Raw genomic sequence first — 14,884 nt, 5'->3', positions numbered from 1 at the left:
TTCAGTCGCGGGGGCGGGCGCGGCGCGGCGGGCGCTCCTCCAGCCGGTCGGTGTCCAGGGCGGGGTCGCAGAAGGAGCCGCCGAGCAGGTGGTGGGGCGGGCGGTGCGGGTCGGGTTCGCCGCCCTCGCGGGCCACGATGGCGGGGGCGAACACCTCGGAGTCGTCGGCGGGCGCGTATCCCAGGGCGCGGGCCTCGGTGAGGGACCACCAGCGGCGGGTGTTGTCGGAGACCCCCCACAGGACGCGAAAGCCCGGGGAGGGTGCGGCCAGCAGCGCCTCGACGAGGCGGGCGCAGTCGTCGGGGGACAGCCAGGAGGCGAGCATCCGGGAGTCGCGCGGTTCGGGGAAGCAGGAGCCGATGCGCACGCACAGCACGTCCATGCCGTACCGGTCGTGGTAGAGGGAGCCCAGCGCCTCGGCGGCGGCCTTGCCCACCCCGTAGTGGGTGTCGGGGCGGGGGAAGAGGTAGTCGCCGGGGTCGCCGTCGGCGCGGGGGTGAAAGCCTACGGCGTGGTTGGAGCCGGCCAGGACGACCCGGTGGGCGCCGGCGCGGCGGGCGGCCTCCAGGACCTGGCGGGTGCCGTGGATGTTGACCTCCAGGATGTCCTCCCACCGTTCCTCCAGGCTGAACCCGGCCAGGTGCAGGACGGCGTCGGCGCCGGTGAAGGCGGCCTGCATGGCGGCCAGGTCGGTGATGTCGCCGTGCAGGACGCGGACGGCCTCGCCGGGGGCGGCGGGGGCCTGGGGGGCGGTGTCGATGAGGCGCAGGTGGCGGCCGGGGCGGGCCAGGCGGGGGCGCAGCAGGGTGCCGATGTTCCCGGCGGCCCCGGTGAGGGCGATGGTCTGGGTCATGTGGGCGGCTCCGCTCCGGGTGGGACCAGGCCCCTGGGCCGGGGTGCGGTGCGATGCTGGCAGGTGCGGTGCCCGCGCGCAAGCACCCGGCCCGCGCGGTGGCGCGGGGCAGGGGCGTGGTCGGAGCGGCGCCCCCGGGGGGCGGGGCGGGTGCTCCGGCGCCCGGTGCGCCCGCCCGGGGGCGGTGACGGCGGCGGGGCCGCACCCCGGTGAGGGTGCGGCCCCGCGTGCTCAGGACCGGCGCGGGCGGGCCCGGTGCCGGCCGTCCGTCACTGGGTGCCGGTGGCGGACTCGACCTCGGAGATCCACTGCTGGGCGGCCTCCTCGGGGGTGAGGTCGCCGAAGGCCATCGCGTCGGTGACCCGCTTGGTGATCTCCACGACCTGGCCGGCGCCGATGGGCGGCGGCGGGTTGCCGTCGACGATGTCGCCCTCGATCTCGGACAGGAACACGGCGCTGCGCTCGTCGGCCGGGGGCAGCGAGCTGAGGATGTGGCCGCGCACGTCCACGTTGGCGGGCAGGCCCAGGTCCGACAGGATCAGCTCGGCGGCGTCGGTGCCGTTGAGCATGAAGTCGACGAAGCGGGCCGCCTCCTCCGGGTGGTCGGAGCCGGCCGAGACGGAGTAGAACATGGCGGGCTTGAAGTACATGCCGGTGCGGTCGCCCGTGCTCTCCCCCGGGTAGCGCAGCAGCTCGATCTCGCTGCCGGAGGACTCGGTGATGCCGCCCAGCTGGTTGGTCCAGAAGTGCGCCATGGCGCCGGTGCCGGCGGAGATCACCGACTGGTCGGGGCCGCCCGCCTCGATCTCCACGCTCTGGGAGGCCTCGGGCTGGCCGCCGTTGTCCAGCAGTTCCTGGGTCATCTCGAACCAGGCGGTGAGGGTCTCCTCGGAGAAGCCCAGGCTGCCGTCCTCGGCGTAGAGGTTCTCCCCGTGCTGGCGGGCGAAGATCTGGAAGCCGGACTCGTTGTAGGCCATGCTCTGGGTGCCCACGATGTCGCCGCCGCTGGCCTCGGTGATCTCCGCGGACAGGGCGATGTAGTCCTCCCACGTCCAGGTGGTGTCGTCGGGCAGCTCCACCCCGGCGGCCTCGAACGCGGCCGGGTCGGCCAGGATCGCGTAGGCGTTCACGCCGCTGGCGATGCCGTAGGTGACCCCGTCCAGGTCGCCGCTCTCGGCGACCAGCGGGTCCACCTTGGACAGGTCCAGGCCCTCCAGCTCCGACAGGTCGGCCAGGGCGCCGCGGTCGCCGTACTCCCGCAGGTAGCGCTCCTCCTGCATCATGATGTCGGGGGCGTCGCCGGCCGCGGTGGAGGTGGCGAGCTTGTCCCAGTAGGAGCCCCAGTCGGTGTAGTCCCCGACGATCCGGATGTCGGGGTTCTGGGCCTCGAAGATGTCGATGACCTGCTGGAGCGTGGAGTGGCGGTCGTCGGCGCCCCACCAGGAGTAGCGGAGTTCGACGACGCCGTCCTCGGAGTCGGAGCCGCCGCCCGCGCAGGCGGTGGAGGCCAGGGCCAGGGCGAGGGCGGTCGCGGCGAGCGCCAGGGGGCGGCGCGGTTTCACGGGGGACATGGGGGGTGGGTCCTCTCGATCTCTACTTGATGCCGGTGGTCGCGATGCCCTTGACGAGGTAGCGCTGGCCGGCGAGGAAGAATCCGAACACGGGTCCCAGGGCCACGACCGACATGGCGAACAGGGGGCCCCAGGAGGTCTGGGAACTGGAGTCGACGAAGGTGCGCAGCGCCACCGGGACCGTGTACATGTCGGGCCGGGTGAGGAAGATGAGCTGGCTGAAGAAGTCGTTCCAGGTCCAGATGAAGGTGAAGATCGCCGTGGTGGCCAGGGCGGGCATCGACAGCGGCAGGATGATGCGCAGGAAGATCCGCACGTGGCCGCAGCCGTCGATGCGGGCGGCCTCGTCCAGGTCGCGGGGCAGTCCGCGGATGAACTGCACCATGAGGAAGATGAAGAAGCCGTCGGTGGCCAGGAGCTTGGGCACGATCAGCGGGTAGAAGGTGTTGATCCAGTCCAGCTGCGCGAACAGGATGTACTGCGGCACGATCACGACGTGGATCGGCAGCATGATGGTGGCCAGCATGACCGCGAACAGCAGCCGCTTGCCGCGGAACTCCAGGCGGGCGAAGGCGTAGGCGGCCATGGAGCAGCCGATGAGGTTGCCCACGATCGAGCCGCCCACCACCATCGCGGAGTTGAGCAGGTAGTGGTGGAAGGGGTATTCGAGTGCGGTCCACCCCTCGGAGTAGTTCTCCGGGGTGAAGTTCCAGGGGATGAGCCCGGGTTCGCGGAAGATCTCCGAGGTGGGCTTGAAGGAGCTGGAGACCATCCACAGCAGCGGGTAGAGCATCACCAGGCCGAAGGCGATGAGGCCGATGTGGGTCAGGAGCCGTCGTTTGCGGTCGCTGCGCTCGCGGGGGGCGCGGGCGGGGGCAGTGGTGTCAGTCGCCATAGAAGACCCAGAACTTGGAGGCGAGGAAGTTCACCGCGGTGAATCCCCCGATGATCATGAGCAGGAGCCAGGCCATCGCCGAGGCGTAGCCCATGTGGAACGCGCCGAACCCCTCCTGGTAGAGGTAGAGCGTGTAGAAGAGGGTGGAGTCGGAGGGGCCGCCGGTGCCGCCGCTGACGATGAACGCCTGGGTGAAGGTCTGGAAGGCGTTGATGATCTGGAGCACCAGGTTGAAGAAGATGATGGGCGTGAGCATGGGCAGGGTGATGTGCACGAAGCGGTGCACCGGGCCCGCCCCGTCCACGGCCGCGGCCTCGTAGTACATGGCGGGGACCTGGCGCAGCCCGGCCAGGAAGATGACCATGGGCGCGCCGAAGGTCCACACGTTGAGCACGATCAGGGTGCTCAGGGCGTGGTCGGGGTGGGAGACCCAGCCCGGCCCCTGGACGCCGAAGAGCGCCAGGACCTGGTTGACCAGCCCCTCGGCTCCGAAGACCTGCCGCCACAGGATGGCGATGGCCACGCTGCCGCCCAGCAGGGAGGGCAGGTAGTACACCGACCGGTACAGGGCCAGTCCCCGCACGCCCCGGTCCAGGACCATCGCCAGGGCCAGGGCCAGGGCCAGCTGGAGCGGCACCGACACGAACACGTAGACGAAGGTGACGCGCAGGGCGCTGTGCAGGCGGGCGTCGTCGAGCATGCGCTCGTAGTTGGCCCAGCCGATGACCTCGTGGTCGCCGATGAGGTTGTAGTCGGTGAAGGAGAAGTACAGCGAGGCCAGCAGGGGGCCGGCGGTGATGAGCGCCAGTCCCAGGAACCAGGGGGCCAGGAAGCCGTAGGCGGCCAGGGACTCGCGCTTGCGGCGGCCGGTGCCGCGCGCCGCGGTGCGCCGGCGGCCCGCGGCCGGCGCCGCGGGGGAGGCCGGGCGGGTGCCGCGCTGCAGGAGCGCGCTCACAGGGATCCGCCCCCTGTCGGGGCGGGCTCCGACCGTGAGGTGGAGACACGTGTACCGGGGTGCATGGTCACGGACCGCCAATCTGATCGGGAAGGGGGGTGGAACGGGGCCGTTGGCCCTGTGTCCGAGAACACTGCGGAAAGGCGCAGGTTATGGGTTGGTAAGCGCTATCCAGCTACTAGGATGTTCAGTTTCTAGCACCGGGTTACAAGGGTGTCAACGCCCGGTTTCCCCTTGGCGGGCAAGCGCCGCCCGGATCGTTACCTTCCCGGACCCCGGCGGACGCGGGGTTTTCGCCCCTCCGCCCTGTCCTCTTGCGGTGCTTTCGTCCCCTTGTTCACCCCGTGCGCCCCACCCGTCTCGGCACCGTGTTCGCCCCCGGGCATTGTGGTCGACGTAGGAAAGCGTTTACCATCCTGGTGTGAACCACACCACGCAACGCAGGTACGCGATCGTCGGCACCGGTTCCCGGGCCCGGATGTACACCCGCGCCCTCACCGGCGCACACCGCCGCCACGGGGTGCTGGTCGCCCTGTGCGACACCAACGCCACCCGCATGGCCGTCCACAACCGGATCGTCGCCGAGGCCGGCCTGGACCCCGTGCCCGCCTACCCCGCCGACGCCTTCGCCCGCATGCTCACCGAGCAGGCCGTGGACGAGGTGATCGTGTGCACCGTCGACCACACCCACGCCGACTACATCGTCGCCGCCCTGGAGCACGGGGCCGACGTCGTCACCGAGAAGCCCATGACCACCGACCTGGACGGGCTGGGCCGCATCGAGCGGGCCCGCGAACGCACCGGCGGCCGGGTCACCGTCGGCTTCAACTACCGCTACAACCCCGTCCACCGCCGGGTGCGCGAGCTCATCGCCCAGGGCGCGGTGGGCGAGGTGGGCTCGGTCCACTTCGAGTGGATGCTGGACCTGCGCCACGGCGCCGACTACTTCCGCCGCTGGCACCGCGACAAGGCCAACTCCGGGGGCCTGCTCGTGCACAAGGCCAGCCACCACTTCGACCTGGTCAACTGGTGGATCGGCGCCCGCCCCGAGGAGGTCTACGCCTCGGGCCGGCTGTTCTTCTACGGCGAGGAGAACGGGCGCCGCCACGGCGTGGCCGCCGACTACGAGCGCGGCCACGGCGCGGCGGCGGCCGACGCCGACCCCTTCGCGCTGCACCTGGCCGACAGCCCCGACCTGAGCGCCCTGTACCTGGAGGCCGAGCACGAGGACGGCTACCGCCGCGACCTCAACGTGTTCGGCCCCGGCATCACCATCGAGGACGACATGTCAGTGCTGGTGCGCTACGACACCGGGGCGCGCCTGAGCTACCACCTCACCGCCTACGCCCCCTGGGAGGGGTACCGGCTGGCCGTCACCGGCAGCCGCGGCCGGCTGGAGCTGGACATGGTGGAGTTCGACCGCACCGTGGCGGGCCCCACCGAGGAGAACCCGGTGCGCGGCATGCCCGCCCCCAAGGAGGACACCACCTCCCGGCTGGTGCTGCGCCGCCACTGGAGCGCCCCCGAGGAGATCGAGGTGGAGGTCGGCGGGGGCGGCCACGGCGGCGGCGACACCGCCATGCTCGACGCCCTGCTGGGGCGGCTGGACGACGGCATCCGCCCCGACCACGCCGACGGCGGCAACGCCCTGCTCACCGGGCTGGCCGCCAACGCCTCGATGGCCTCGGGGGCGCCGGTGCGCGTCGCCGACCTGCTCGCGGGGAAGGGGGCGTGAGCGCCGGCGGCCCGGTGCCGGTGCTGCTGGTGGGGCTGCACGGACACGGGCGCTCGCAGCTGCGGTCGCTGCTGCCGCTGGCCAGGGCCGGGACGGTGCGGCTGGCGGGGGTGTGCGACCGGGTGCCGCCCGCCCCGGGCGACGACCTGGAGGGGCACGGGCCGGTCCCGTTCTTCGAGGACCTGCCCACCGCGCTCAGGCGGACGGGGGCGCGGGTGACCGTGCTGGTGACGCCCATCCACACCCACCTGCCGCTGACGCTGACCGCCCTGGAGCACGGCTCGCACGTGCTGTTGGAGAAGCCCACCACCGCGACGCTGGCCGAGCTGGACCGGCTGGTGGAGGCGGTGGACGCCTCGGGGCTGGCCTGCCAGATCGGGTTCCAGAGCCTGGGGTCGGCGGCGGTGGACGCCGTGCGCGCCCTGGTCGCCGAGGGCGCGGTGGGGGCGGTGCGCGGTATCGGCGGGTCGGGGGTGTGGGTGCGCACCTCGGCGTACTACGCCCGCGCCCCCTGGGCGGGGCGCCGGCGCCTGGAGGGGCGCGACGTGGTGGACGGGGCGATCACCAACCCGTTCGCGCACGCCACGGCGACGGCGCTGGCCCTGACCGGGGACGGCGGGCAGCCGCCGGTGGGCATCGAGCTGGACCTGTACCGGGCCCACCCCATCGAGAGCGACGACACCTCGGCGCTGCGCCTGCGCACCGCGCAGGGGACGCCGGTGGTGCTGGCCACGACGCTGTGCGGGCCGCAGGAGTCGCCGCCGCGGCTGGTGGTGCACGGGGTGCGGGGCCGGATCGAGCTGGAGTACACCCTGGACCGGGTGACGGTGCACCGGCCGGGGCGGGCGCCCCGGACGGCCGTCCACCCGCGCCGCAATCTGGTGGCGGACCTGGTGGACCACGTGCGCCACGGGACGCCGCTGCTGGTGCCGCCGGCGGCCACGCGGGGGTTCATGCACGTGCTGGAGGCGGTGCGCACCGGCCCCGACCCGCGGCCGATCGGCCTGGAGCACCAGCGGGTCTGGGAGCAGGACGGGGCCGTGCACCGCACCGTGGACGGTGTCGCCGAGCTGGTGGGGCGCGCCGCCGAGTCCCTGTCGCTGTTCCGTGAGCTGGGTGCCCCCTGGGCCCGTGCCGTGCCGGAGGTTCGACCGTGAACGTGGAGATCGAGGGCGTCGAGGTGGCGGTGTGGAACGACGGCGCGGGCGTGGAGCCGGTGCTGTCCCCGCGGCCGTACCTGCACCCGGTGCGGACGCTGGGCGGGGCGGTGGTGACCGAGGAGGTGCCCGCCGACCACCGCCACCACCTGGGGGTAGGGGTGGCGGTGCCCGACGTGTCGGGTGCGTCGTTCTGGGGCGGGCGGACATTCACCCCCGACCGCGGCTCGGTGCTGCTGGACAACCACGGCCGCCAGCGGTCGGGCGGTCTGCGCCCCGGGCCGGAGGGTGAGGACCTGGTGGAGGAGGTGGTGTGGGAGGGCCCGGACGGGCGGGAGCTGCTGCGCGAGGAGCGCCGGTGGCGGGCGCGGCGCCTGGACGGGAGCGGCTGGGCGCTGGACCTGGAGTGCGCGGTGCGCAACACCTCCGGGCGGGACCTGTCGGTGGGCAGCCCGGCCACCAACGGGCGCGCGGGGGCCGGGTACGGGGGGCTGTTCTGGCGGGCGCCGATCGGTGCGCGGGCGCCGCTGGTGCTGGGGCCGGGCGGTGCGCGCGGCGAGGGGGACCTGCACGGGTCGCGGGCGGCGTGGGTGGCGCTGTGCGGCGGGGACGCGGCGGCGCCGTGGACGCTGGTGTTCCACCAGCCCGGTGGCCGCACGGACCCGTGGTTCGTGCGCGCGCGGGAGTACCCGGGGGTCGGTCCGGCCCTGGCGTGGGAGGAGCGGCTGGCGCTGCCCGCGGGACGGGTCCTGGTGCGCGCGCTGCGCACGGCGGTCCTGGACGGCCGGGTGGAGGACCCCGGGGTGCTGGCGGCGGCCGTGGCCGCGCCGGCCTGACGCCGGCCGGTGTCGATGTCGGTGTTCGAGAGCGAGAGAGAGGGAGTGCGCCGCATGCGCGTGCTGGTCACCGGAGGTTCGGGGCGGCTGGGCCGCAGTGTCGTGGCGGCCCTGGCGGCCCGGGGGCACGGGGTGGTCTCGGTGGATGTGGCCGGGGCCGGGCACCCGCCCGGGGTGGAGGGGGTGGTCGCGGACCTGTCGGACGCGGGCCGGCGCGGGGAGGTGTTCGCGGCGGCGCGTCCCGAGGCGGTGGTGCACCTGGCGGGGATCGCGGTGCCCTTCGCCCGTCCCGACGTGGAGACCTTGCAGGTCAACGCGGGGTTGGCGTGGGGGGTGCTGGGCGCGGCGGTGGAGCACGGGGCGCGGGTGGCGGTGGCGGCCTCCAGTCCGACGGTGTACGGGTACAACACGCCCGGGTGGCGGCCGCGGTACCTGCCGCTGGACGAGGAGCACCCGGTGGCGCCCTGGCACGCCTACGGGTTGAGCAAGCTGGTGGTGGAGGAGGCGGTGCGGGCGCTGGCGCGGACCTCTGGGGGGTGTGTGCTGTGCGCGGTGCGTCCGGGGTACGTGGTGGCGCCGGCGGAGTGGGCGGGTGCGCCCACGCAGCAGGGGCACACGATGGCGGAGCGGGTGGCCGATCCGGAGCTGGCGGGGGCGTCGCTGTTCAACTACGTGGACGCGGGTGACGCGGCGGACCTGTTCGCGCGGATCGTGGAGGAGCCGGGGCGGGCCGAGCACGGCGGGGTGTACAACGCGGTGGCGCCGGACCCGTTGGCGCCGGGGCCGGTGGACGCCCTGATGGCGCGGCTGCACCCGGGTTCGGCGCCGGTGGCGGGGGCGCTGGCGGACGGGCGGGCGGTGTTCTCCTCGGACAAGGCGCGCCGGGACCTGGGGTGGGAGCCGGCCGCGTCCTGGCGCGGGCTGCTGCGTGCCGAACGGGCGGGGTGAGTCGGTGCAGGATCGGGGCGCCGGCCGCTCGGCTACTCTGGGAAAGAGTTTTCCGGGACGTGGGACGAGAAGGGCCAGGGGCGTGGACTCCGGTTACGTAACGCTGGAACAGGTGGCCGAGCACGCCGGGGTCTCTTTGGCGACCGCCTCACGGGTGATCAACGGCAGTACCCGGCAGGTCAGCCAGCGGCTGCGGGACCGGGTGACGGCGAGCGCGCAGGAGCTGGGGTATCTGGCGAACGCGTCGGCGCAGACGCTGGCGCGCAACAGCAGTTCGCTGGTGGGGCTGCTGGTGCACGATATCGCCGACCCCTACTTCTCCTCGATCGCGGCCGGGGTGACCCGGTGCGCGGAGGAGCAGGGGCTGGTGCTGGTGCTGGGCAGTACGGGCAGGTCGGCGCAGAAGGAGGGCCGGGTGCTGGCGGCGCTGCGCTCGCACCGGGCCAAGGCGGTGATCCTGGTGGGGTCGCGGTCCACGGACGAGGAGAGCAACGCCCGTCTGGCGCGGGAGATCGAGGCGTTTCGCCGTCAGGGCGGGCGGGTGGCGTGCGTGTCGCAGCCGGGGTTGCCGGCGGACACGGTGAGCCCGGACAACGCGTCGGGGGCGGCGGCGCTGGCGCGGCACCTGATGGGGCTGGGGCACCGGCGGTTCGCGATCTTGGCGGGGCCCTCGGACCTGCGCACCGCGCGGGAGCGGTTGGACGGGTTCCACGGGGCGCTGTCGGCGGCGGGGCTGGAGCTGGACCACAACAACGTGATGCACGGGGCGTTCACGCGTGACGGCGGCTACGAGTCGACGCGTCGGCTGATGACGCTGGGCACCGACGCGACGTGCATGTTCGCGGTCAACGACGTGATGGCGACGGGGGCGATGGCGGCGCTGCGGGACCTGGGGATGAAGGTGCCCGAGGACCTGTCGGTGGCGGGGTTCGACGACATTCCGACGCTGCGGGACCTGACGCCGGCGCTGACGACGGTGCGGTTGCCGTTGGAGGAGATGGGGGAGCAGGCCGCGGGGCTGGCGCTGGACGCCGACCACGAGGGCGACTTCCGGGTGGTGACGGTGCCGGGTGAGGTGGTGGCGCGGGAGAGTACGGCGCCGCCCACGGTGCGCTAGGGGTTCTCGCCGGCCGGTCCGCGGTCGGGTCGTGGCGGGCCTGTTCGCGGGCCGGTGTGTCCTGGGCGCTGCGGCGGACCCCTCGGGGGGTCCGCCGCAGCGCTTTCCCGTCCGGTGCTAGGGGAGGGGGGTGAGCGTGTCGGCGAACACCAGGCCGTGGCCGGGTGCGGTGTGGGCCGTCAGCGCTCCGCGCTCCACCCGTACGCCGCTGGGGGCGGCCAATGCCCCCAGGGCGGCGAGGGAGGCGCGGTCGATGTCCTCGACCATGGAGGGCCGGGACAGGCACAGGGCCAGCTGTCCGGAGAGTTCGGGCAGCAGGTGGGGGGCGACGGGCACGCCGCGGCGGGCGGCGGTCTGGGCGATGCGCAGGAACGGGGTGATGCCGCCCACGCGTACCGCGTTGGGCTGGGCGATGTCGCACACCCCGGCGTCGATGTAGCGCTCGAACTCCTCGACGGTGCGCAGGTTCTCGCCCAGGGCGAAGGGGACGGCGGTGCGCGGGCGCAGGCGTTCGTGGGAGCGCAGGTCGTCGGCGGGCAGGGGCTCCTCGATGAAGTGGGGGCGGTGTTCGGCGAGGGCGTCCAGGGCGCGGGCGGCGGCGGGGACGTCCCAGCGCTGGTTGGCGTCGACCATGAGGAGCCCGTCGGGGCCCAGCAGGGTGCGGACGGCCCGTGCGCGGTCGGTGTCGCGGGCGGGGTCGGGGGAGCCGACCTTGATCTTGGCGGCGCGGTGGCCGGCGTCGATCCAGCCCTTGACCTGGTCTTGGAGGTCGGGGAGGGGGTAGTCGAGGTTGACGCCGCTGCCGTAGGCGGGGACGGTGTCGCGGCGCCGCCCCAGGTGGTCGACCAGGGGCAGGCCGGCGGCTTTGGCGGTCAGGTCCCACAGGGCGATGTCGACGGCGGCCAGGGCCATGAGGGTCAGGCCGCTGGTGCCGGCCTCGCGCAGGTGCAGGCGGAGTTCGTCCCAGCGGGCGGGGTGGGCGGGCCCGCCCAGGAGGGCGGGCCGCAGGTCGTCGTGCAGGAGCGCGAGCACCGCGCGGGCGCCGATGAGCGGGGTCCAGGAGAAGCCGGTGCCGGTGAGGCCGGTGTCGGTGTCCACTTCGACCACGACGATGTCGTTGCGGTCCACGCCGCCGTCCCAGGCGCGGTGCAGGGGCAGGCGGTGGGCGCGGGCGCGCAGTGCGGTGACGCGCACGGGTTCAGCCCCTCCCGGCCGGGGCGGTGGCCGCCGCGCCGCCGTGGCGGTGGCCGGGGCCCGGGGGTGTCAGGGGCGGGGGCGGGGTTCCGTCGGCGTGCACGGCTCTCCTCCTCGGGGCGGTGGTGCGGGGGGTGTCACAGGACGTGTTCGACGTGGCGGCGGGCGGCGGTGGCGATGACGTCGTCGGGGTCGGCGGCCCAGATGTCGGCGTTGAAGATCTCGACCTCGATGTCGCCGGTGTGGCCGGCGGCCTCCACGGCCTCGCGCAGGGAGCGCACGTCGATGTGGCCGTCGCCGACCATGCCCCGGCCCAGGAGGGCGTCGGAGGGCAGGGGCAGGACCCAGTCGCAGACCTGGAACAGGGCGATGCGCCCGCCGCGGCCGGCGCGGGCGATCTGCATCTCCACCTCGGGGTCCCACCACACGTGGTAGGTGTCGATGGTGACGCCGACGGCGTGGGCGGGGAACTCCTCGGCCAGGTCCAGGGCCTGGCCCAGGGTGGACAGGACCGCCCGGTCGGCGCAGAACATGGGGTGCAGGGGTTCCAGGCCCAGGCGTACGCCGCGTTCGGCGGCGTAGGGGGCCAGGACGGCCAGGGCGTCGGTGACGCGGTCGCGGGCGCCGGGCAGGTCGCGGTCGCCGGGGGGCAGGCCGCCCACGACCATGACCAGGACGGGGGCGCCCAGGGCGGCGGCCTCGTCGATGGCGCGGCGGTTGTCGTCCAGGGCGGGGGCGGGATCGTGTCCGGTGAGGAAGCCGCCGCGGCAGTAGGAGGTGACGCGCAGCCCGGAGCGGCGTACCAGGGCGGCGGCCTTGTCCAGGCCCAGGTCGGCGACGTGTTCGCGCCACAGGCCCAGGGCGGGGACGCCGGCGCGCAGGCAGCCGTCGACGGCCTGGAGGAGGGTGCTGGGGCGCACGGTGGCCTGGTTGAGGGCGAAGCGGGCCAGGCGGGGGTCGCCGGGCCGGGGGGTGGGGACGGTGGCGGCGCGCCCGGTGGGCACGTCCACGGGTGCGGGGACGGGGGTGTTCACCGGTCCACCCCCGCCACGCGCAGCAGGGACCGGGTGCGTTCGAGGGCCAGGTCGGGGTCGGTGAGGACTCCGGCGGCGTCGGCCAGGCGCAGGGTGCGGGCCAGGTGGGGCAGGTCGCGGGCGGCCTGCATGCCGCCGACCATGTGGAACCCGTTCTGGTGGCCGTTGAGCCAGGCCAGGAAGGCGATGCCGGTCTTGTAGTGGGGGGTGGGGGCGGAGAAGAGGTGGCGGGCCAGGGGCACGGTGGGCTCCAGCAGGGCCCGGTAGCGGTCGGTGTCGCCGGCGTCCAGGGCGGCCAGGGCGCGGGCGGCGGCGGGGGCGATGGCGGCGAAGACGCCGAGCAGGGCGTCGGAGTGGCCGTGTTCGTCGCCCAGGATGAGGTCGGGGTAGTGGAAGTCGTCGCCGGTGTAGAGGCGCACGCCGGGGGGCAGCAGGCGGCGCAGGCGCACTTCCAGGGAGGCGTCGAGCAGGGACACCTTGATGCCGTCGACGCGGTCGGCGTGGTCGGCGATGAGGGCGGCCACGGGTTCGATGGCGTCGGCGGGGTCGGTGTACCCCCAGTATCCGGCGAGGGCGGGGTCGAAGACGGCGCCCAGCCAGTGCAGGATCACCGGGCCCTGGGCGCGGTGGAGCAGGCGGGAGTAGACGCGGGTGTAGTCGTCGGGTCCGGCGGCCAGGGCGGCCAGGGCGCGCGAGGCCATCAGGACGGGGGCGGCGCCGGCCTTGTGGACGAGGTCGAGTTGGTCGCCGTAGGCGGTGACAACGCTTTCCAGATCGGCGTGGGCGGGCTCCAGCGCGTCGGTGCCCACCCCGCAGGCCAGGGCGGCGCCGCGGGAGGCGGCCTCGGCGCCGGAGCGGCGCACGAGTTCGGCGACGGTGGCGGGGTCCAGGCCCATGCCGCGCTGGGCGGTGTCCATGGCGTCGGCCACGCCCAGGCCCTGGTCCCACAGGTGGTGGCGGAAGGCCAGGGTGGCGTCCCAGTCCAGGTGGGCGGGGGCGCCGGGGGCGTTGGGCCGCAGCGGGTCGGCGACCACGTGGGCGGCGGCGTAGGCGGTGCGGGTGCGGGCGGGGGGCAGGGGGGAGGCGTCGGCGGGGGCGCCGGAGGGGGTGAAGGGGGCGAGGGAGCCGTCGCCCTCGGGCAGCAGCAGGGTGTTCATCGGATGGAGACCTCGCCGAGTTCGACGGTGCGGCCGGTGCGGGCCGACTCCAGGCCGGCCTCGGCCATCTGGAGTCCGCGGGCGCCCGAGAGCAGGTCGTGGGGGAAGGGGGAGCCGGTGGCGACGTGGCGCAGGAAGTCCTCCCACTGGGAGCGGAACCCGTTGGGGAAGTCGGTGTTGTCGGGGACGGTCTCCCACTGGTCGCGGTAGGGGACGGCGTCGGCGGCGTCGGGGTCCCAGGCGGCGCGGGGGGTGACGGTGCGGTGCTGGACGCGGCAGGAGCGCAGGCCCGCGACGGCGCTGCCGTGGGTGCCGTCGACCTGGAACTCCACGAGTTCGTCGCGGTCCACGCGCACGGCCCAGGAGGAGTTGATCTGGGCGACGGCGCCGTTGTCCAGTTCGAAGATGCCGTAGGCGGCGTCGTCGGCGGTGGCGTCGTAGGGGGCGCCGTCCTCGTCCCAGCGCCGGGGGACGTGGGTGGCGGTGCGGGCGGTGACGGTGCGCACCGGGCCGAAGAGGTGCTCCAGGATGTAGTGCCAGTGGGGGAACATGTCCAGGACGATGCCGCCGCCCTCCTCGGCGCGGTAGTTCCAGCTGGGGCGCTGGGCGTCCTGCCAGTCGCCCTCGAAGACCCAGTAGCCGAACTCCCCGCGCACGGACAGGATGCGGCCGAAGAAGCCGGAGTCCACGAGGCGGCGGAGTTTGAGCAGGCCGGGGAGGAAGAGCTTGTCCTGGACGACGCCGTTGCGCACACCGGCGCGTTCGGCGAGCTTGGCCAGCTCCAGGGCGGCGTCCAGGGTGGCGGCCGTGGGCTTCTCCACGTAGACGTGCTTGCCCGCGGCGATGGCCGAGCGTACGGCGGCCTCGCGGGCGTGGGTGATCTGGGCGTCGAAGTAGACGGAGATCTCGGGGTCGGACAGGACGGCGTCCAGGTCGGTGGACCACCGGGTCAGGCCGTGCCGGTCGGCGATCTCGCGCAGTTTGCGCTCGGAGCGGCCGACCAGGACCGGTTCGGGCAGGAGCCGGGTGCCGTCGGGCAGGGTGATGCCGCCGTCGTCGCGGATGGCCAGGATGGACCTGGTCAGGTGCTGGCGGTATCCCATGCGTCCGGTGACGCCGTTCATGGCGATACCCAGTACGCGCTCGCTCATCGGTTGTGACCACCTCTCTTGTGAAAGCGCTTTCCACCTTAGAGCAAAGAACGGGAACGCACCAGGGGCGGACGGCGGCACCGGTGGTGGGGGCGGTGGGCGGCGCGGTCGCGGGGGGCCGGGCCTGCCTTCCCCCGGGCCGGCCCGGGGGAGCGGCGCGGCGGGAAAGGGCGGGCTTTTCGGGGGGTGGCGCGCGGGCGGTCCGCCCTTCTTTCCCGGTTTTCCCGCGGCGCCCCCGAGCTGCGCGGACATCCGCCGGGGGCGCCCCCGGGACGCGGGCG

13 protein-coding genes are annotated in these 14,884 nt (G+C 74.2%); 5 read left to right on the top strand and 8 right to left on the bottom strand.

Annotation, left to right across the window (positions count from 1 at the left end; all coding sequences use genetic code 11):
* Window position 1 precedes the first annotated feature (1 nt).
* The 4 genes from BUE45_RS01315 to BUE45_RS01300 form a co-directional block, all read right to left on the bottom strand.
* Window positions 2–853, bottom strand: a complete 852-nt coding sequence (locus BUE45_RS01315; RefSeq protein WP_073374054.1) for an NAD-dependent epimerase/dehydratase family protein — start codon at window positions 851–853, stop codon at window positions 2–4.
* A 269-nt stretch (window positions 854–1,122) separates the two neighbouring features.
* On the bottom strand, window positions 1,123–2,424 hold the full coding sequence (locus BUE45_RS01310) for an ABC transporter substrate-binding protein (RefSeq protein ID WP_073374052.1): 1,302 nt from the start codon (window positions 2,422–2,424) through the stop codon (window positions 1,123–1,125).
* A 22-nt stretch (window positions 2,425–2,446) separates the two neighbouring features.
* Window positions 2,447–3,319 carry a carbohydrate ABC transporter permease gene (locus BUE45_RS01305; protein WP_073374050.1) on the bottom strand — a complete coding sequence of 291 codons (873 nt, stop codon included), beginning with the start codon at window positions 3,317–3,319 and terminating at the stop codon, window positions 2,447–2,449.
* A complete protein-coding gene (locus BUE45_RS01300) occupies window positions 3,309–4,274 on the bottom strand; it encodes a carbohydrate ABC transporter permease (protein WP_073374048.1) in 966 nt (321 codons plus the stop codon). Before BUE45_RS01300 ends, BUE45_RS01305 begins: the two co-directional genes overlap by 11 nt.
* Before the next feature lie 421 nt (window positions 4,275–4,695).
* Here BUE45_RS01300 and BUE45_RS01295 point away from each other — a divergent pair, with 421 nt between their 5' ends.
* The 5 genes from BUE45_RS01295 (at window position 4,696) to BUE45_RS01275 (ending at window position 10,067) form a co-directional block, all read left to right on the top strand.
* Entirely contained in the window at window positions 4,696–6,009 is a 1,314-nt protein-coding gene (locus BUE45_RS01295; RefSeq protein WP_073374047.1) for a Gfo/Idh/MocA family protein, read from the top strand.
* Window positions 6,006–7,166 (top strand): Gfo/Idh/MocA family protein, encoded by a 1,161-nt coding sequence (locus tag BUE45_RS01290; RefSeq protein WP_073374045.1) that lies wholly within the window; start codon window positions 6,006–6,008, stop codon window positions 7,164–7,166. The genes BUE45_RS01295 and BUE45_RS01290 overlap by 4 nt, the downstream gene beginning before the upstream one ends.
* A complete protein-coding gene (locus BUE45_RS01285) occupies window positions 7,163–8,002 on the top strand; it encodes a DUF6807 domain-containing protein (protein ID WP_073374043.1) in 840 nt (279 codons plus the stop codon). The genes BUE45_RS01290 and BUE45_RS01285 overlap by 4 nt, the downstream gene beginning before the upstream one ends.
* A 54-nt stretch (window positions 8,003–8,056) precedes the next feature.
* Window positions 8,057–8,950: an NAD-dependent epimerase/dehydratase family protein gene (locus BUE45_RS01280; protein ID WP_073374042.1), complete on the top strand. Its 894-nt coding sequence runs from the start codon at window positions 8,057–8,059 to the stop codon at window positions 8,948–8,950.
* Window positions 8,951–9,032: 82 nt separating this feature from the next.
* On the top strand, window positions 9,033–10,067 hold the full coding sequence (locus BUE45_RS01275) for a LacI family DNA-binding transcriptional regulator (protein WP_073374040.1): 1,035 nt from the start codon (window positions 9,033–9,035) through the stop codon (window positions 10,065–10,067).
* Window positions 10,068–10,184: 117 nt separating this feature from the next.
* On the opposite strand, the gene BUE45_RS01270 is transcribed toward BUE45_RS01275, so the two are convergent.
* From BUE45_RS01270 to BUE45_RS01255, 4 genes are all read right to left on the bottom strand, one after another.
* Complete coding sequence (locus BUE45_RS01270) at window positions 10,185–11,261, bottom strand: mandelate racemase/muconate lactonizing enzyme family protein (protein WP_073374038.1); 1,077 nt, start codon at window positions 11,259–11,261, stop codon at window positions 10,185–10,187.
* Between the two features lie 137 nt (window positions 11,262–11,398).
* The gene (locus BUE45_RS01265) at window positions 11,399–12,295 is read right to left on the bottom strand and encodes a sugar phosphate isomerase/epimerase family protein (RefSeq protein ID WP_245832698.1); all 897 of its coding nucleotides are present in this window, start codon (window positions 12,293–12,295) and stop codon (window positions 11,399–11,401) included.
* Window positions 12,292–13,452: a dihydrodipicolinate synthase family protein gene (locus BUE45_RS01260; RefSeq protein ID WP_073374036.1), complete on the bottom strand. Its 1,161-nt coding sequence runs from the start codon at window positions 13,450–13,452 to the stop codon at window positions 12,292–12,294. Before BUE45_RS01260 ends, BUE45_RS01265 begins: the two co-directional genes overlap by 4 nt.
* Window positions 13,449–14,603, bottom strand: coding sequence for a Gfo/Idh/MocA family protein (locus BUE45_RS01255; protein ID WP_073374035.1), 1,155 nt, complete (start codon window positions 14,601–14,603; stop codon window positions 13,449–13,451). The genes BUE45_RS01260 and BUE45_RS01255 overlap by 4 nt, the downstream gene beginning before the upstream one ends.
* Window positions 14,604–14,884: the final 281 nt, after the last annotated feature.

The organism is Nocardiopsis flavescens (genome assembly GCF_900141985.1).
Lineage (GTDB): Bacteria > Actinomycetota > Actinomycetes > Streptosporangiales > Streptosporangiaceae > Nocardiopsis > Nocardiopsis flavescens.
The sequence above is the reverse complement of the archived record's forward strand: the minus strand, read 5'-3'. Positions and strand labels throughout refer to the sequence as shown.

Excerpts from the sequence above, each read along its gene's own strand:
- BUE45_RS01315 (WP_073374054.1), bottom strand. The coding sequence starts at position 853 with ATGACCCAGACCATCGCCCTCACCGGGGCCGCCGGGAACATCGGCACC.
- BUE45_RS01310 (WP_073374052.1), bottom strand. The coding sequence starts at position 2,424 with ATGTCCCCCGTGAAACCGCGCCGCCCCCTGGCGCTCGCCGCGACCGCC.
- BUE45_RS01305 (WP_073374050.1), bottom strand. The coding sequence starts at position 3,319 with ATGGCGACTGACACCACTGCCCCCGCCCGCGCCCCCCGCGAGCGCAGC.
- BUE45_RS01280 (WP_073374042.1), top strand. The coding sequence starts at position 8,057 with ATGCGCGTGCTGGTCACCGGAGGTTCGGGGCGGCTGGGCCGCAGTGTC.
- BUE45_RS01260 (WP_073374036.1), bottom strand. The coding sequence starts at position 13,452 with ATGAACACCCTGCTGCTGCCCGAGGGCGACGGCTCCCTCGCCCCCTTC.
- BUE45_RS01255 (WP_073374035.1), bottom strand. The coding sequence starts at position 14,603 with ATGAGCGAGCGCGTACTGGGTATCGCCATGAACGGCGTCACCGGACGC.